Origin of the sequence: Gimesia benthica, assembly GCF_009720525.1 — a bacterium.
Classification (GTDB): Bacteria; Planctomycetota; Planctomycetia; order Planctomycetales; family Planctomycetaceae; genus Gimesia; species Gimesia benthica.
Map to the genome: position 1 here is coordinate 3,273,823 of NZ_CP043930.1, position 18,935 is coordinate 3,292,757.

11 protein-coding genes and 1 tRNA gene are annotated in these 18,935 nt (G+C 54.4%); 3 read left to right on the top strand and 9 right to left on the bottom strand.

The genetic code is table 11. From position 1 onward, the window contains the following. Positions 1–2: 2 nt before the first annotated feature. The gene (locus F1728_RS12405) at positions 3–3,200 is read right to left on the bottom strand and encodes a YCF48-related protein (RefSeq protein WP_155364368.1); all 3,198 of its coding nucleotides are present in this window, start codon (positions 3,198–3,200) and stop codon (positions 3–5) included. A gap of 296 nt (positions 3,201–3,496) precedes the next feature. Here F1728_RS12405 and F1728_RS12410 point away from each other — a divergent pair. The 3 genes from F1728_RS12410 to F1728_RS12420 all read left to right on the top strand — a co-directional run bounded on the left by F1728_RS12410 (position 3,497) and on the right by F1728_RS12420 (position 7,428). After that, positions 3,497–3,581 (top strand) — tRNA-Leu (locus F1728_RS12410). Between the two features lie 461 nt (positions 3,582–4,042). After that, entirely contained in the window at positions 4,043–4,723 is a 681-nt protein-coding gene (locus F1728_RS12415; protein ID WP_155364369.1) for a thioredoxin domain-containing protein, read from the top strand. Then, positions 4,720–7,428, top strand: a complete 2,709-nt coding sequence (locus F1728_RS12420) for an ATP-binding protein (RefSeq protein ID WP_194242794.1) — start codon at positions 4,720–4,722, stop codon at positions 7,426–7,428. The genes F1728_RS12415 and F1728_RS12420 overlap by 4 nt, the downstream gene beginning before the upstream one ends. A gap of 18 nt (positions 7,429–7,446) precedes the next feature. Here F1728_RS12420 and F1728_RS12425 read toward each other — a convergent pair whose 3' ends face one another. The 8 genes from F1728_RS12425 to accB all read right to left on the bottom strand — a co-directional run bounded on the left by F1728_RS12425 (position 7,447) and on the right by accB (position 18,844). Further along, complete coding sequence (locus F1728_RS12425; RefSeq protein WP_155364371.1) at positions 7,447–8,502, bottom strand: C45 family autoproteolytic acyltransferase/hydolase; 1,056 nt, start codon at positions 8,500–8,502, stop codon at positions 7,447–7,449. A gap of 90 nt (positions 8,503–8,592) precedes the next feature. After that, positions 8,593–9,618 (bottom strand): MBL fold metallo-hydrolase, encoded by a 1,026-nt coding sequence (locus F1728_RS12430; protein WP_155364372.1) that lies wholly within the window; start codon positions 9,616–9,618, stop codon positions 8,593–8,595. Positions 9,619–9,642: 24 nt separating this feature from the next. Further along, on the bottom strand, positions 9,643–10,458 hold the full coding sequence (locus tag F1728_RS12435) for a fatty acid desaturase family protein (protein ID WP_155364373.1): 816 nt from the start codon (positions 10,456–10,458) through the stop codon (positions 9,643–9,645). 190 nt (positions 10,459–10,648) lie between these two features. Further along, positions 10,649–13,717, bottom strand: coding sequence for a PVC-type heme-binding CxxCH protein (locus F1728_RS12440; protein ID WP_155364374.1), 3,069 nt, complete (start codon positions 13,715–13,717; stop codon positions 10,649–10,651). 67 nt (positions 13,718–13,784) lie between these two features. After that, positions 13,785–15,395: a DUF1080 domain-containing protein gene (locus F1728_RS12445; protein ID WP_155364375.1), complete on the bottom strand. Its 1,611-nt coding sequence runs from the start codon at positions 15,393–15,395 to the stop codon at positions 13,785–13,787. Positions 15,396–15,675: 280 nt separating this feature from the next. Beyond that, positions 15,676–16,710, bottom strand: coding sequence for a 6-phosphofructokinase (locus F1728_RS12450; RefSeq protein ID WP_155364376.1), 1,035 nt, complete (start codon positions 16,708–16,710; stop codon positions 15,676–15,678). A gap of 217 nt (positions 16,711–16,927) precedes the next feature. Continuing rightward, a complete protein-coding gene (accC, locus tag F1728_RS12455) occupies positions 16,928–18,265 on the bottom strand; it encodes an acetyl-CoA carboxylase biotin carboxylase subunit (protein WP_155364377.1) in 1,338 nt (445 codons plus the stop codon). Positions 18,266–18,340: 75 nt separating this feature from the next. After that, positions 18,341–18,844 (bottom strand): acetyl-CoA carboxylase biotin carboxyl carrier protein, encoded by a 504-nt coding sequence (gene accB, locus F1728_RS12460; RefSeq protein ID WP_155364378.1) that lies wholly within the window; start codon positions 18,842–18,844, stop codon positions 18,341–18,343. Between the last annotated feature and the right edge of the window lie 91 nt (positions 18,845–18,935).

The following is an 18,935-nucleotide window of genomic DNA, read 5'->3' on the forward strand; positions in this document are numbered from 1 at the left end:
GTCTATTCAAACTTCATCAGCCCGAACGTATCGGGACGGGGAGACGTCGTCAGGGGGTAATTCCAGCCTTCCAGACCGATGGCGGGCAGAATCCGCACGACCGAAAAGCCCCAGGTGCTGCGTTTGAGCTGTGTCTGTGGTACGAGTTCCTGTAATGGAATCGCGAACTCGGTCCGCCAGTGCCGCTTGTCTTTCTCGCGCGCCACGTACCAGCGGGGATTCCAGCTCTGATCAATCCAGCAGCTGTCACGCGTCCACCCGCGGTGATCGACTTCCAGCTGATAGTAAGTCGTGTAATCCCGATCGATATCAAACGCGAAAGCCAGGCGATCCTGCCGCTGCAGATCCGCATCGTAGGTCCGCCCCGAATCGGGAGCCGCGGGATATTCCAGTTCATCTCTGACAGGAATACTGGCGGCCACATACAGGTATTCCCGGTCATAAGACATCAGCACAAAGGGACGATCCAGCGGGTTGGCACCAATCGCATCCGGGTCTCCCCCGTTTTCCGCAGGATTCGCGGAGAGGTGCAGTTCGTCCGCAGACTGCCAGCATTCATCGGACAACACGCCGTCCAGGATCGGTCGCGTCTTGGTGAATTTACAGAGATACACCGGACGTGGCGGGGCACTGGCCGGATGCAGTAACCAGTTTTCCGCCTTGGCAATCTTCTTCCACGACTCGTTCGCTGCGGGAGTGTGGTAATTACGGAAAATATCGTCGGCCTTGCCATGCGAACCGATCAGACGATACAGCGACGCCAGGGGAATCTGCACTTCCGGCGTCTCATAAAAAGCGGGCGCGTATTTCTGGAACCAGTGCACCGCCGCCAGGGCCTGCTTCTTCCAGTTCTCAGCAGTCTGGGTCCGCCAGTTCTCGGGCGCCCCTGTATTCAGCTGACCTACCTGCCGCACGGTCTCCAGCAATGAGTTCGTTGAAGGATCCGAAAACTGTGAGGCGTTCTGTACCTGGTCGGTCACCTGTCCGGGTGAGTTGGTCGACCGGCTGCGTTCCACGGGTACATTTTTATTTCTCTGCCAGGCGATCTCTTCACTCGACCAGAGCTGAAACAGCCAGAGCATCGCCCGCACGGCCTCCGGTTGACGCGGATACTGCTCGACCAGTTCCTGGCAGGTCGCTTCGGCTTTCTCCAGATCCTGGTGATCGATGTATTGCTGAGCCAGCTGCTCCAGCTGCAACGCTGCCTGTCGTTCAGACATACCCTGTGTCATCGTTTTCAAATGTGATACCAGCTGAGCGGAATACTGGGGATCCGTAATCAGCTTCGCAGCGATCGCTTTCAGGTTCCGCTGACGTTCAGCCAGCTTCCGATTACGTTCTTCATCTTCGACGTTAATCTCTGACAGTTTTCGACGAGCCGCGGAACCCGGTGCGATACCAATCCCCGCAAACAGGCTCCCCCCCGAAATCACGGATGGTGCCCCCGTTCCCTCAACGGCGTCCACATCGATCTGACGATACACAAAGCGACTTTCCTCGCCGGTGACTTCCTTGCCCAGAATCTGTTTTCCAGACGAAGCCGCGGTCGCAGCCGTCAGGCCCAGACGTGCAAGATATTCGTCTGCCTCAACCGAGACATGTCCCGAGCTTCCCGGCGGCAAGCGCAGAAAGACCTTTTTAACCTTCCAGGGATTCAACCCCGCCTGCTCCCGATGTTCCAGATATCGTGATCCATCGGCGGCATAACGGACTGCCTGCAGCATCGCATCTTTCATCAGAGTGGACGCGGCATCCTTTCCCTGGGGCTGATCGATGATCAACACGTCGGGCCGCCAGGTACGCAGCTGCGACACAAAGCGACTCAGCGTGACCGCAGCCAGCCGACCTTCCGTATGTTTGTTCCATTCTGCAATCAGGCGATCTGCATTCTGTTCCAGCTCAGGAATATCGACGGGGAAACGCCAGTCCTGTCGTCCCACAGAAGCCCCGACACTGACGACCGCTTCGCCGAGTCGCAGATCGAGATCCTGAAATCGGGGCCCCTCCGGTCCGAGGTCACGACGAATCGGCAGCATGACCATACTGCGGTAACCCTGATCGCCCGCATATTTACTCAACATCTCAAACGAAATCTGTTCGGGCTGGGCATGCACGCACATCAGTGCCACACGACGGGCATCCGCATGATTCGACTGCCATGTCATACCGCCGTCGCTTGTCCGTAAGATGGTTCCCAGTGCCCCCACTGCATAGCCGATCTGATCGTCGACAAAATCAATCGATGAGAGGGGAATACTCTGTCCCGTCCACTGCTGATGCCAGGTCCGGCCTCCGTCTCTGGAGTGCCAGACCACCGATCCGGGATCGCCGACGACCCAGATACGATCACCGCGGACTTCGACGGCTTTGAAATCGGTAAAATCTTTTAAGGGATCGGGCAGCGCCCCTGCAGGCATTTCCCAGACCAGTCCCCGATTGGTCGTTTTTCGTAACATGGCGCCATCGCCGGCCATCCAGCCCGGTGAAGTCAACGGGACATTGATGTTCTGTATGCCGCGCAGCCCCTGTGGTGGAAAGCGTGGCGGCATGACGGCGCCACCCCCGACCAGGGTCAGATGTCCCCGGTTGCCGGCCACGACTCCGGTCTCTTCATCGAAGAAGGCGGCACTGCGATAGCCGTCCGCTTCGTGACCTGTGATATCCTGCCAGGTCTGGCCACCATCCTCTGTTTTGAAAACGCCGGTCGCATGCTGGACCGAGGTGTCTCCCACCACGACCCCTTGCTGCATGCCGAAGAACCGCACGTAATGCAGGCGCGGTAATCGCTTCTGGATCAGCTCGGTCCAGGTCTGGCCTCCGTCTTTGGTAAACAACAGAACGCCCTGGTTTAAATGACCGTAAGGGGCCGTCCCTCCACCGGCGATCCAGCCGATCTGATCGGTGACAAAACAGATATGTCTCAGAGGACAATCCACGGGGCTCGGCACAAACTGCCAGCTCTGTCCGCCGTCGACAGTCTTGCGAATCACGCCCCGATCGCCGACCGCCCAACCGGTTTTGGAACCCAGAAACTGCACCGCATGCAGATTGGCATCGTCGAGCAGAGGCGAACCTGCCGCCCCGGTTCCTGTGTCTGCCTGTAACGAGACAGGCGAAGCCAGCAGACAGAGCGCAAGCAGACCTTGCAGGAACAGCACGCTCAGGGTGATATCAGTATTCCGGCGGTTGAAAATCAGCATCGGACATCCTTGTTCGAATCGATTCAGGGTGTCGGAAACAGCCAGACTTCCGTATTCCACGGAGAAACGCTGTTGCGACGGTCGAAAACGGGGCGTAGTTTACAAAAATGCAGATTATACGGGGAGGGTAGTTTGAACTCATTGGAGGTCCATTTTCGTAAAATCCCCGCATTTTCACCCCGAGATTGGCCTCCGCTTCCCTTGATGGTCCCACCCGGATTGTTATACTGGGAAATCCTCGACATTCAGACTGTTTTCAGGCACCTGTACAGGTAAATGAGAGCATCTGCAGCCGAGCCCAAGTGGCGGAATTGGCAGACGCGCTAGCTTGAGGGGCTAGTGGGGGTAATCCCCGTGGAGGTTCGAGTCCTCTCTTGGGCACTAAATTAGACTCAGGGTTATACCTGAGTCTTTTTTTGCGCCTGCCTGAAATCATGCTGCGAATCAGCAGTTCTCTTTACCCACCTGGCTGGAGGGGTAAAACTCAGATTGAGTCCCACCGAATTTCTGAACGATCTTTCTAAAGCATGTGAATCAAATCTGAGGGAAATCCTCCTGTTCAGAATGCACGCAATCCCAAGCTATTTCTCAGCTTACTCCCCTGAAAACTGCATGGGAATTCCTCCTTATTTCAACTGATTTTTACCGGTTGTGAAGCCTATACATTGGTCTGTGCCAGATACCGGATCGTTTTATCAGTTTTTAAGCTGATTCCACCCACGCACCACAGATTTCAACTTATGTTTTCTTCGCTGTGGTGCAGATTCCCGGTAAGGAGCCTGCAGAGACCTCTGCAGAAACGCCCCTGACCAGTCTTATCTACAAAGAATCGATTTGACCTGATGAATATCTCCAGTATCTGGCATATTGAGAAACCACTCCGATTGAAACCTATCCCTTCCAGACGGATCGGGAACCGGTATCTCATTCCCTGTCTGACAATCGTCTGGGCAGGTCTGATTCTGTCCGTGATGGGAGTTCTCTGGAGTTATCAGACCACTCCCGGTGCGGTAGCGCATTCACCGACTCAGTGGCCGACAGAAAGTCAGACCACCTGGAATGCATTCCGTCCCACCCTGGTCATGTTTGCGCACCCCCGCTGCCCCTGTACTCGGGCCAGCATCAGCGAACTGGAACAGATCATGGCTTACGGCCCTGAACGACTGGATGCGCGTGTCGAATTTTATAAGCCGGAGAACTTCCCTCAGGATTGGGAAAAAACAGATCTCTGGAAAGCGGCGGCAGCAATTCCCGGAGTGACCGTCAATACAGACCTGGATGGCCAGGCTGCCCGGCTGTTCGGTGCCACGACCTCCGGATATGTCGCCCTGTATGACACTCGGGGAGAACTGGTCTTCCACGGGGGAATCACCGGATCACGGGGACACACGGGGGCCAATCGCGGCAGCAGTGCAGTTCTTGAATATCTCTCTCAGGGCAACTCAGAGCGGCATCAGACTTACACATTCGGTTGCCCCCTGCTGGGACGGGAAAAGACATGCCGACAGGAGGAAAAGAAATGAAACTCAGTATCCTCAACAAACCCTGCCAACCTGATTTCGCACAAAGAGCAGACGAACTTTTCAACGAACTTCGTCAGCAGCTCTGTCAGCGAACCGACCGTCTGTTCGCTGTTCTGATGATTATCCAGTGGCTGGCTGCCATCGGAGCTGCCTGCCTGGTGACCCCGTATACCTGGATCGGTAATTTAAATCAGACCCATCTGCATGTCTGGGCGGCTGTCATCCTGGGCGGTTTGATTACCTGCTTCCCCGTCTTTCTGGCCTGGTTTCATCCGGGCCGCGTCCTGACCCGACACGTAATTGCAATCAGCCAGATGTTGACGTCATCTTTATTGATCCACCTCAGTGGCGGGCGGATTGAAACACACTTCCACATTTTTGGTTCCCTGGCATTCCTGGCCTTTTACCGGGACTGGCGCGTTTTGATCTCGGCGACCATGGTCGTTGTCATTGACCATACTGCATTCGGGCTGTTGTACCCCCAGGCGGTCTTCGGTGCGCTCACAGCCAGCCCCTGGCGGATTGTCGAACATGGTGCCTGGGTTGTATTCGAAGACATCTTCCTGATCATTGCCATTCAACAGAACATGCAAGAAATGCAGGCGATGGCGCGTCAGAGAGCGGCCCTGGAGGAAACGAAAACGCTGATTAGATGCGAGGTTCAAAAACGAACCAGCGAACTGCATCTCGCCAATCAGAAAATCTCAGAAACTAATCGCCAACTGGAAATCAAGGCTCAGGATCTGCAGGCAGCCAATGAGCGGGCCGAACAGCTCAGCGCATTTGGTAAGATTCTGGATCAATCATTGAATGAAATTTATATTCTCGATTTCGACTCGCACCGATTCATACATGCCAACCGGGGTGCCCGGGAAAATATTGGTTACAGCCTGGAAGAACTCAAACAGCTGACTCCGATCGATATCACCTCGGAGCTCACACATGCAGAACTGTCGGAACTGCTGGAACCTTTGAAACAGGGTACGCAGAGCAATGTTGACCTGAACTGCACTCATCGTCGGAAAGACGGGACCGAGTACCCGATCGAGGTGCATCTGGAGATGTCTGAAATGGGCAACCGCCGGGTACTGGTTGCGGTCGTGCTGGATGTCACCGAACAACAACGAACGGCTTGCGAAATTGAACGCCTTTCCCGTTTTGCAAATGAAAACTGCAATCCAGTTATGCGTTCTTCTGAAACAGGCAAGTTATTATACGCGAATATCTCCAGTACTCCGTTATTGAACTCCTGGGGAGTTCAAACCGGTGGGTATATCCCACAGGACATCCAGGATGTCTGTCAACAGGCACTGCAGATGGAGAAATCGATTCAGATCGAAGTCGAGGCAGAAAGTCGTTTCTATTCATTGAATGTGACACCGATCGTCAAAGAGAATTACGTGAACCTGTATGGGACAGATATTACCTCCCGCAAACAGGCTGAACTCGAACTGATCGGAGCGAAGGAACATGCAGAGGCCGCCAACCGCGCCAAGAGTGCATTCCTTGCCAACATGAGCCACGAAATCCGTACCCCGATGAATGCCATTCTCGGCTTCAACGATATCCTGCTTGAGAACGTTTCCGCTCCCGAAAATGTGGAAGCAGCGAAAACCGTGAAGGTAAACGGCGAATACCTGATCCGACTCATCAACGACATTCTGGACCTGTCCAAAATCGAAGCCGAAAAAATGGAAGTCGAACAGATCGCCTGCTCGCCCCACGAACTGTTGAATAATGTCTCTTCATTGATGAATGTCCGCGCGGTCGCCAAAGCACTGCCGCTGGAATTTCAGATTGAGGGCCCCATTCCCGAAACGATCCAGACCGATCCTACACGTCTGCGACAGATTCTGATCAATACGATCGGCAATGCGATTAAATTCACTGAAACCGGTTCCGTAAAAGTCGTCACACGCCTGCTGAATGAATCAGGGCAGGCACCACAGCTGCAGTTCGAAGTCATCGACACTGGAATCGGTATTCCCACAGAATGTCTGGAAACTCTGTTCAACCCCTTCACCCAGGCCGATGGTTCCATGACGCGCAAGTTTGAAGGTACCGGGCTGGGACTGACGATCAGCAAACGCCTGGCAGAACTGCTGGGTGGATCGATTTCTGTCAGCAGTACCCACGGCGAGGGTAGCACCTTTACCATCCGAGTCGGTACCGGCCCCCTGAATAATGTTCCCCTGGTAGAACAAGTGGCAACCAGCCTGAAACCGATTGCGAAAGAAAAAGAAGCCGTCTCTCCTGAGACTCTTCCAGGCACACCTCTTAAAGGGTATCGCATCCTGCTGACGGAAGACGGCCTCTACAATCAGCGGCTGATCACCTTCCTGCTGAAAAAAGCAGGTGCGGACGTCAGCCTGGCAGAAAATGGTCAGATTTCCATCGATCAGGCGACAGCAGCCGAATCACAGGGGCAGCCGTTTGACTTGATCCTGATGGATATGCAGATGCCGGTTCTGGATGGTTACAATGCGACCAGGCAGTTGAGAGACGCTGGTTTCCAGGTACCGATCATCGCGCTGACAGCACACGCGATGAACGGTGATCGTCAGAAATGTCTGGATGCAGGCTGCGACGAATATCTGACGAAGCCCATTGATCGCAAGAAACTGATTGAGGTAATTTTAATGTCGCTCAATGAAACTCAGGGGGAGCAAAACGTCCTGACTTCTGACATCGCTTACCAGATTTAAGCAACGAACGCTTTGAGCTCAAAGCTGATACACTTCATAACTTTGGTTACAGGGGGTGCCCCGCGAGACATGCATCCGCTGCCGCTCCGATTCGATGATTACGGAAAATACAGTCTGCCAGTAGCCGTGGTCGGGGTCGTCGTTGACATGCCTGCAGATCGATCGTGGATAATCCTGATGATCGCGGAGAGCAGTTTTGATCTCTGCGACTCCTGGATCGGCGGAACTGGCTTGAAACAATTCATCAATCCGCGCCTTACGCGGGTGTGAACCGATCAGTTCCGGAAATTCAGCATTGTAGTGACAAAACTCCGGATGCAGACAATGATTGGTATGCGTAATCCAGCTTGTCTCATCCGGCCTTAAGACCTGCACACTGTCAATCGTCACTTCCAGGTTCGCAGGTCCTTCGGGAGTCGCCAGCATGATGTTCGCGGGAATCGCCCGCTCGGCCCGTTGGATCGCCTCCACCGCGCCTGCCAGGCTGTCTGCTTCATAGAGCTCGCGGAGCGTGAAATAGTGCGGTACTCCGTGTGCGCGACTGGGGGCAGGCAGGGAATTCAGACAGGCACCAATGCCCTCTGAATTGAACCCGATGTAGGAAATCAACCCGGCCTGTGTTAACGTCATCAGCGCCGGTTTCCCCGTCGGGCGACGCGTCAACACGATGGTAAACGCATCGAGAGCCGGGTCATTGTCCCAGTTCTGAGCCACGATCGCTCCCTTTCCGGAAGGATCCGGAACACTCAGCGAAGTGCAGCCCGCATCCGGTCCCGGGGTGAACTGATTCCGGATTTGCAACAGCATGATCTGCCACAGCGGAACAGCGACGGCTTCGGCCAGCCCCTCAAGTTCCTCTACCGAATCGGGACTATATTCTCTCGCGACAGGCAGACAGACTTCCGCCAGAGCCCGGGCCCGTTCTGGGCGGACCTGCATCGTCTCCTGAAGACGCTCCAGCGCCACAGCACAAAAAGCCCGCACATCTTCAGCAGCAGCTTCTCCCAACTGCCTGCCCATCTCGCGGGGAGAACCACTGACTTCGATTTCACGATAACGTTCAGCTGGAACCATTTCACCTGCTCACGATTGATTGTTGAATCTCGCCCGGAAAACGCGACGGCCTCCTGACAATCTTAAACCCTTCTCCCGGGATTGTTGAGCTTAAGCAGAGGAAATCCGCGGTTCACCTGCTTCTTTTTCAAGTTCTTGAATCAGCGATGCAGATGCTTCCTGCTGGAATTTCTCTCTCAAAAACGATTTGACGATATTACTCCGAGAGAAGTCCGAACCGGTAATCAGCGACAGCCAGCCTTCGCCAAATGAAAGAAAGTCGACCAGGCCACGTCGGTCGAAGACCTTACGCGTCAGTTCTTCAATCGTCTGTGCGTGCGTGGCAAACTCGTACACGCGATCGCGAATCGTCTGCAGGAACGCAAGTTTGCGGCTCAAATGCTGTTCCACGGCCTCGGCCCCTTCCAGAACCGTTCCATGCGCATCAAACAGCCACTCCGCACGCAGCTGAATGGCCTGCTCCAGGCTGGCGATCCATTTCGGACCGTCCGCGTCTCCCAGCTGACTGTCCAGGTCGGCTGCGATATAGAGATCGCCGCTGAACAGGATCTTCCGCTCCGGCTCGAACAGACAGATATGCCCGGGGCAATGGCCGGGAGTTTCGATGACCTCGAATCGCATGTGTTCCGTTTTTATCGAATCTCTGATCGGCTGGGCATCCGCGATGGCGGAAGGGCCAAACAGGAAACTGCGGTACCAGCGCAACTCCACAGGAAAGCGGATTTCCGGAATCGCATCCGCATGCGCGAGAACCTGCGCGTCGCACAGCTCCACCAGCAGATCATTGTTCCCCGTGTGATCTTCATGATAATGCGTGTTCACGACGGTCGTAATCGTTTCCACAACGCCCAGTTTCTGCAGCGTCTGCTTCAGACTCCGACGGGCCCAGGGAAACCCGGTGTCGATCAGCAGTGTCTCGTCAACCAGGTAACAGACTGCGTAATCATAGCCGCCACTGAACCGGCTGAGCGTGCGTGTGAGTAAATTGTCGATCTGAATACAGGTCACGTATTCCACCGGTTGCGTAATCTTGACCTGGAACGGCCAGAGAGGAAACCGGCGGCAGAGCAGTGCATAAGGCTGCCATAACAGAAATCGCAGCCACCTGCTGATCATGAATTTCTCCCAAGATTGTAAGTTTCAGAACCAGGAACGAATCGACTTCAGGCCGATCTGTTTAAACCAGGGATCCAGACGTTGTGCCAGCCGGTGCCAGTTCTGATGAGGAACATTGGGATACAGATGATGCTCCAGATGATACAAATGATCGAAGGCAATCAGGCGAAAGAGAGTCCCGCGGAACAGTCGCGTCTGGTGGGCGGCATCCTGTCCCTGGGGATTGTGCGGGATATAAGCTGTGATCAGCGGAATGATCCAGCTTCCGGCAATCATCAGGCAGACATAAACCAGCGGCACAATTGTGACTGGAATCAGAAGAAACGCCGCAACAATGATTGAGCCTACCAGAACACCTTCCACTATGATCCAGTTCAATCGGCCTCGTGGATGTCGCAATGCCCAGAGATAGATACGCGGCTGGAAAAGAAAGCCTTCGCACAGAGCGCCCACCAGGGACATCCGGGAAGCACCAGCTTCGATATCATCATCGTGAGGAAACCGCGCGTGATGATACAGATGCACCACCTGATAGGCGTGCCCGCTCCGCAACGAAATCGCTTCAATCAACATCAGGAACAGGTCGTTGGTTTTCCGCTTCAAACCCAGGTTCTGATGCACGAGATCATGTGAAACAGAGCCGTAGGTCAAAAAGCTCATGACCATCAGCGACAGGACAGCCAGGACCCAGTAACCCTGACAGGCGCAGATCCAATAAGCGGCGCAGGCCAGAAACGGAGACGAGAGTGCTCTCCTCCGCTGACAGCCTGTCAGCTGCAGCAGATCGGTCCCCAACTCTGAAATCCGGGGAATCGATTTAGAAATGACGCTCTGATTCATGACGCTTGCCAGCTGAAAGAGACAAAAATGCCACAGCAGCTATCTTAGCATAGATCGTAGTAAAAGAAATCAGAGAACAGGAGATTAACCCGTTTATTAACAGTCGTGAAAACAAAACGACTCTGCCCGGCTCTGTGATTTCCCACAGCCGGGCAGACACTCGTTGGACAATAGAATCAGCGGATGACGCTTACAGACTGGCCTTTTTGATCGGCTTGGCCTGCTTGAGCGTCGTCAGATATTCGACGATGTTAATCAGCTCTTCTTCCGTCAGTACCTTCTGCAGATCAGCCGGCATCAGCGAGACTTTCTGTTGAATCACTTCTTCGACGTCATCCATTTTAAAGGTACGGGCAATGGCTTCGGCATCCTTGATCGTGATGGCGTCGTCGGTTTTATTGACCAGCAGACCATTCACCACGTTACCCGAGACCAGAATCACCGTGTACGCTTCGAAGTTATGACTGATCCCGGCACTGGGGTACAGGATCGATTCAAACAACGCCTCGCGGCTCAGCTTCTTGCCGATCTCGGAGAGATCCGGGCCGACCTCTTTCCCCATGCCATTCACCACGTGGCACTTGGCACAGGTCCCCTTGGTGTTGAACATCACCCGACCATCGACTACATCCCCCTTCATGCCCGCCAGCACATTGATCGGTGGCAAAGGCTTGTTATTCCGGGTGGGAGGTGCGGGGAACAGCTTCGCAGCCCGTTCCTTGACGTCCTTCATGATCGTGGAAGACATGGCAGCAGCAGCCGTCTGTTCCAGCTGGGGATCCACTTTGCCCTTCTCAGCCAGATCCAGTAACGCGTGCGCTCCCGGACGGGATTTCGCAACCGCCCTCACGGCTTCGCGTCGATCGACCAGTGGTTCCTCTGGGTCCTGGATGATTGAGAGCAGAATCTTATTGGCACCATTATGGGCGGCATTTCCCAGCGCCCAGATCAGGTCCAGTTTCTGATTCTGTTCTTTTTCGTTATCCCGCTTGCTGTTCAGCGCTTTTTGAATCAGGGCATTCTGCTTCAGAGTCAGAGCCGCACGAATCGCATCGACGGCGGTCTGTGACTTGCCGGAATGGCTGCCCAGCTTTACCAGTTCGGGATAGTATTCCTTCGCTTTGAACTTTTCGACCAGCTTGATGAACTCGGGAGTCCCCCGGCTGCTGTCGATCACCTGGTTCAATGCCTGCTGATATTTTTTATCGCTGGTGACGACATTCGCTGACATCCGCGATAAAGCTTCCGCGATGATGTAGGTTTCCCGTTTTTGATTCCCGTCTTCCTTGAACAGAGACAGTTCGGCGACGGCTGCGTTCTTTTCTTTACCGGGGATGAAATCCAGAGCACGGAAGTAGCGCGGCAGCGCCGCCTGCTGCGTCTGGGGATCTTCAATGATTTTCACCAGGTACGGAATCGCCAGCGGAATTTTAGATCGCCAGAGCAGATCTCGACCGACCGGGGTATTCCAGTTGTCACCCGCCTGCTTGAGCCAGGCAGTCATGAACTTCTTTTCCTGCCCGTCCATGCCGATCCCGAGTGCTTCCAGATACCAGCGATCTTTACCATTGTACTGATCGACGAGCGTCGCCCAGAGTTCCGGTGCTGCGGGCGATTTACTGTGATGCAGGGCAATCGCACATTCGCGGCGTACCTGGGGTGAGTCATCGTGAGCCAGCTGTTTCACGAAGGGAATCACATCCAGCTTGTAACGACGTGCCACCCGCAATCCGGTGATGCGGATATCGGGATTCTTATCTTTGATCGCCAGAGAAACATAGTCTCCGGCTTTTCCATCAATACCAGCTAACAGCCAGAGGGCGCGAGCGCGGAACCTCTGGTTGTCAGACTGATAGAGTTCTTCCAGTTGTGGCTGTGCTTCTGCCTGCAGTTCGTGCAGCTTGTTCCAGGCAAGATAACGGGTCGCGACATTGGGACTCTTGATGCCGGCAATCGCGCCTTCGATAGTACTCAGATCCAGTTTTTGAAACTGATATTTTGCATCCGGAGGAGCAATGCGGAAGATTCGACCCCGTTCCTGGTCGCCAATCCGGTGTCCGCCGACGCCCGGATCGTACCAGTCTGCGACAAACAGAGAACCATCGGGGGCGATACACACATCGGAGGGACGAAACCATTTGTCCTTTTCACTGGTAATAATATTGGCGATCTCGGCTTCATAACCGGCGCCTTCTTTTTTCACCGGATACGCACGGACCACATTCGGACCGGCGTCAGAATGAATGATTTCATTCCGGTACTTCTCCGGCAGTAGAGCACCTTCATAGACACAGATCCCGGTCGGGGATCCCGCACCGGTCTGCAGCAGGTTGGGAACGACACCCGGATCGCGGAGATGCCAGTGACGTAGAGGAATTTCTTCGTGCATGCCGGTTCGCGGCGTTTTCCAGCGGGCCCCGGTCAGCTGATCGAGATAACCGTAGTTTCCGAATTCCATCACGTAGTTAATGCGGACACCACGGTTACCATCATCGTCATTGTCTGACTGCCAGAGGGTACCGAAGGAATCGACGGTCACTTCGTAGTTATTACGGAAGTTATGGGCGAGTACTTCGAAGTCGCTGCCGTCCAGGTTACAGCGAAAGACCATCCCACCCCAGTAAGGTTTTCCGTTATCCAGCACGGGGCGACCATCGCGTTCCAGAATCGGTTTGCCTGCCGCATCGAAGACCTGCTTCCCTGAGTTCCCGAAGTTCCAGTAGAGCCGACCATCCGGACCGAAGACCGACGCATGCGCCGAGTGATCATGTTCGCCCCCCGCCACTTTGAAGAGCAGCTCTTTTTTATCAGCCTTACCGTCGTTATCTTCGTCAGTAAACAGGAAAACATTCGGAGAGGCAGCCACGATGACCTTATTCCCCAGCACACAGATTCCCTGTGAACCGTTGATGTCATTTCCCTGGTAGAACACTTTCGACTCATCGGCTTTGCCGTCGCCATTCGTATCTTCGAGAATGACAATCCGGTCCCCGGCTTCGCGTGTGGGGATGTTTCGGATCCCGGCACGGTAATTGACGACTTCACAGATCCAGATGCGGCCCTGTGCATCGACGTCCATGCTGGAGGGACTGCTGATGCGGGGTTCGGAGGCAAACAGTGTCGCCTTCAGCCCCGGTGCCACGGTCAAATTGGGCACGGCCTGGTCGGCGTCGTGCTCCGACTGCGCGAACAGTGAGGAACCTGTCAGAGAGGTTGAGAAAAACAGAGCCGGAATAATGGCAAGCCAACGGTAGTTCATGGAGTCAGTTTCCTTATGTTATTTCAGTAGCTGTCTCAAATCGGTGTTCTGTTGCAGAAAAACTCGCCTATTGATTCCACTGAGCGAGCAGGGCTTTGATGCGTGCGGGGTTAAAGTTATCCGGCTGTGGATAATCCTGGTTGGCTTCCAGTTGCTCCAGGGTTACCGGAGCCGAAGCCACCCCATCGGCTGGCACATCCACCTGGGCAGACCAGGCGATGGCATTCAGCACCAGTTTGCGAAAATCATCGTTGCCCCAGTTCCAGTGAAAGTGACCGCCGGTAAAACCAAAACCGCGACCACCGTCCGGACGCTCATAGGCCCAGGCCATGTGCTGAGGCTGTCCGATGGTTTTCCGCACAGCCGGATTACCGCTGTGAGCCCCATCGGGACGTTTGAGTGTTTCTTTGGGAGGCACTGCGGTCAGGATCGGATCGACGTTTTTCATCTCCGGCTGAAACCGCATGTGGTAGTACCATTCATCGTTGATGGAAAATGGTTTGACGCCATTCGCGATCGGATGTGCGGGCAGACTTTTATAGTCGGCGGTCCAGTGCGGATTGACCGACCACCACTCTTCAAAATAACCGCCGATCCAGCGCAGGAAGGCGTCCCCGGATTTCCCCTTGGGAACTTCCACCCCATAGTGAATGTTAACCATCCCCACGCCCTGCTTTGCCAGTTCGTCGAGTTCGTCCAGGTGCTCGTTGTAAGGATGACGGCCACCCCCATCGCAGTAAATGACGATGGAATCAGCGTCATCCAGAATCGAAGCGTCTTTCGGCCAGCCTTCGGTGACCACGGTGGCTTCGATATTCAAACCACTGTTGTTCAATGCCTCAGCCAGCAGCATGCAGCCGGCACGATGTTCGTGTGCCCCGTAACCGTGACTTTTTTTACCGGCGATAAGGACGACTTTTTTTTTAGCGCCATCAGTGGATGACGTCTCCTTAGAGGCCGGCAGTTCTTTGAGTTGAATATCGCGGAACTGAACTTCCATCGGAGGACCGGCGTGCAACTGCAGTGCAATCAGCCCTTTGTCGCGTCGCATGTCGACATCGTTGTCGGTCACGTCGACCGTGGTAATGCCGTTGATCTTGTGAATGAAATGATTACCGCGGGCGATGATGTGATAGTCATTCCAGTCTTCTTTTTTGATGTGCTTCTGAATCTCATCAGTATCACCGACAGAACCGACCACCTTGGGTTTGTGATTCTTGCCGATCACAGTCTTCTCGCCCCGCAGCGCGAGAATGCCGCGAAACTTTTCGCCATAGAGAATTCCCGAATACTTATCGCCGGCTTCCATGTCGGCCTGGTAACCGCCGATCCGCCACTTGTCTGCACCTTTGACGGGGAAGCTGCGATACTGGATTCCTGAATTATGTCCGATGATTTTGTACTGCAGTTTCAGTTCAAAATCGCCAGGCTCGCCTCCACGCCAGATGATGAAGGTATTCCCCTGTGTCGGATTGTCCTTGGTGGTGATTCCCGTGATCGCCCCATCTTTAACAGACCAGAAACGGGGATCGCCGTCCCAGTTCTTCAAAGTCTTGCCATCAAAGATTGGTTGAAACCCTTTGTCCTCCGCCTGCAGCAACTGGGGCGTTGCCAGTATCAGACAAATCAGAGAGCAGAAAAGTGAGGTGTGAATACGAAACAAGCGCTGTGACGTCATTTGTCCCTCCGGGAAGATGATTCGAAGTCGTTATGTGCCGTGGATTGTGATGTTGGCAGGCGCAGCTGAAACAGCCGGTATGAATTTATCTTCCTATCTTAAACAGCCGGGGGGATGGGAAGCTAGCGTGAAAGACCGGAATAGCCAATAGATAAGATTGTTAAGTAATTCGCCCCTGATCAGTAGTGTGAGCGGCGGAATGCCCGACTCACGTTCTGTGCATAAAAAAAGGCGCTGTTGCCAGCGCCTTGACTCTTGTGACTTTGATCCTATTGATCGACTATTGCAGGAAGACTTCTGCTTCTTCGAGGAAGTTCTTCTCGAGTGCCCGCATCTCGCCCACAGCGTCAGCCAGAGCAACGGGAACGATGGAAGTACCCCGCAGAGCCACCATGTAACCGAAGTGATGCTTCAATGCGAGCCAGCCGGCGTGAACGCCGCAACGGGTTCCGAGTACGCGGTCTGCTGCACTGGGAGAACCACCACGCTGCAGGTGACCGAGGGTCACGTGACGGGTTTCGAAACCGGTCCGGTCTTCGATCATCTTGGCAACGGTTTCACCAATGCCGCCCAGCTTGACGTGACCGAAGTCGTCGACTTCACCATCCTGGGTGACCACGCCTTCTTCTTCGTTGAACTGTGCACCTTCGCTGACGATGATGATGCCGTACATCTTGCCGTTAGCGCGACGCTTTTTCAGAACTTCGACCATGCGATCCATTTCGATGGGCACTTCGGGAACCAGCGTGTAATCGGCGGCGGTTGCCAATCCGGAGAACAGCGCGATCCAGCCTGCATGACGGCCCATGGTTTCGACAACCATGATCCGGCGGTGCGATTCGGCTGTGGTCCGCAGACGGTCAACGGCTTCCATCACGATGTTGATGGAAGTGTCAAAACCGAAGGTCACATCGGTGGAGCTCAGGTCGTTGTCGATTGTCTTGGGACAGCCGATCACGGGCAGCTTGTAATCGTTCCACAGTTTGTTCGCGACACCGAGGGTGTCATCACCACCGATGGCGATCAGGCAGTCGAGGCCCAGACGCTCGAAGGTTTCGCGTACTTTAGGAACATCTTCTGCTTCGTTCTTGTAGGGGTTCGTACGGGAAGAACCGAGGATGGTTCCCCCTTTGAAAATGATGTCGTCAGTGTTTTCCGAATTCAGTTCGATGTAGTTGCCTTCGATGGCTCCCCGCCAGCCTTCCAGCAGGCCGTAGACTTCGCCACCAGCATTGCAGATCACGCGGACGGCACCGCGGATTACCGGGTTCAAACCAGGACAGTCACCACCACCAGTTAAAATACCAACTCTCATTATTCTTCCTGTTATCTGTTCGTAAAAGTAAGGCCTCCGGTCAGTGACTGAGGCTCAAAAATGTACCATACCACAACTAGAGATGAGCGAACTTCGGTCTGATCTCCAGATTCGTTCTGACATCAGGGGACTCTCTCTGCGGAACCACGAACGCAGTTTCCACGAGCCTGTCACAATACAGAACCATCCGTGATCATCAACTTCAACCGGCCGGCGATTACCAGGTACGTTCAATGAACGTGGTATCGACTTTACCTTCAATAAAGGCCGAATGATTGAAGATCTTCTTCGCCAGAGGAATTGTCGTTTTAATCCCTTCAATGACGAACTCATCCAGACATCGACGCATACACGCCAGTGACTCCTCGCGTGTCGGCCGATGCACGATCAGCTTGCCAATCAGGGAGTCATAATAAGGGCCGACGGTATAGCCCTCATAGATATGCGAATCAAACCGCACTCCGGGACCTGAGGGAACGCGCAGTTTGGTGATCTTACCCGGCGAACCCCGGAAATCATTGTCGGGGTCTTCGGCATTGATACGCAGTTCAATTGCGGAGCCATTGCAGGGAACGTTCTTCTGCTTCAGTTCCAGTTTTTCGCCTGCCGCAACACGGATCTGCTGCTTGATCAGGTCGAGCCCCGTCACCTCTTCGCTCACGGGATGTTCCACCTGAATACGGGCATTGACTTCGATGAAGTAGAACTGGTTATCCGGCCCTACCAAGAACTCGACCGTACCGGCATTGGTATAACCGGCTTCTTCGATCAGGCGGCAGGCCGCTTTACAGATTTCTTCGCGAACCGACTGAGGCAGGTTCGGAGCCGGGCTCTCTTCCACCAGCTTCTGGTGACGACGCTGCAGACTGCAGTCCCGCTCCCAGAGGTGGAGTACGGTGCCATGATTGTCCGCGAGGATCTGGACTTCCACGTGCCGTGGATTCTCGATGTATTTCTCAATGTAAACGCCGGAATTTTTGAATGCGGCTTCCGCTTCGGCAGCGGCTGCTTTCAGACCGGCTTTCAGCGAAATGTCATTCCGGGCGACTCGCATCCCTTTACCACCACCGCCGGCGGTAGCCTTGATCAGTACGGGATAACCGATCTCCTGGGCCACCCGCAGGGCTTCGGCTTCGTCGGTAACCAGACCTTCGGTACCCGGCGAAACAGGTACGTTGGCATTTTTGGCAATTTCACGTGCCGAGACTTTATCGCCCAGCTGTGCCATTGCTTCGTGGGGAGGTCCGATGAATTCGATGTTACAGCTCCGACAGACTTCCGCAAAATGCGCGTTTTCTGCCAGGAACCCGTAGCCGGGGTGAATCGCCTGCACGTTACCGATTTCAGCAGCACTGATAATCCGGTTGATCATCAGGTAACTGTCGGTCGCTGCAGCAGGTCCGATACAGTAGGCTTCGTCAGCCAGTGAGAGGTAGTGAGCACCACGATCTGCTTCACTGAAGACCGCGACTGTCTCAATGCCCATTTCACGACAGGCACGAATCACTCGCAGTGCGATTTCTCCTCGGTTGGCAACCAGTATTCTCTGAAACATATGTTTTGACTTGGTAAAAGGATCCTACATCTGACATTCCGATCGCGACCGGCGACCATGGTACGACAACGGGTCTCAGCCCTGGCTGATTCTGAACAGGGGCTGGCCGAATTCGACCGCTTCACCATCTTTGACCAGAACCTCGCTGATGGTACCATTGAGCTCGGCGGGAATCTGATTGAAGACCTTCATCGCCTCGACAATGCAGACAATCGTATCAGCGCTGACTTTGGATCCTACACTGACGAACGGTGGATCATCGGGACTGGGTGAGGAATAAAAGGTCCCCACGGTCGGGCTCTTGATGGCAGGCCCCGAATCAGCAGCAGGAGTTGCTTCCTGAGGTGCCGGCGCCGGAGCGGCAGGAGCCGCTGCAACGGGTTGCGGAACCGCTTGAGGAACAGCATGCGTTGCGGGAACCATGGAAATGGTTTCCTGGGGACCGCGACGCAGCTTCCAGGTTTCTTCGCCCCGCTTCAGATTGACTTCCGTCAATCCGTGCTTTTCCATCATTTCAAACAGTGTCTGAAGTTTTTCCAAATCGAAAGGCTCGCCTTTCGGCACCTCGTTCTTTGCCATTGACCTACCTTATTTCATATTCTCAAGCTGCACGTGCTTTGCCTGCTGTAATGAGGGCATTCAACGCTCACTGCTGCCAGTGGTGCGTTCC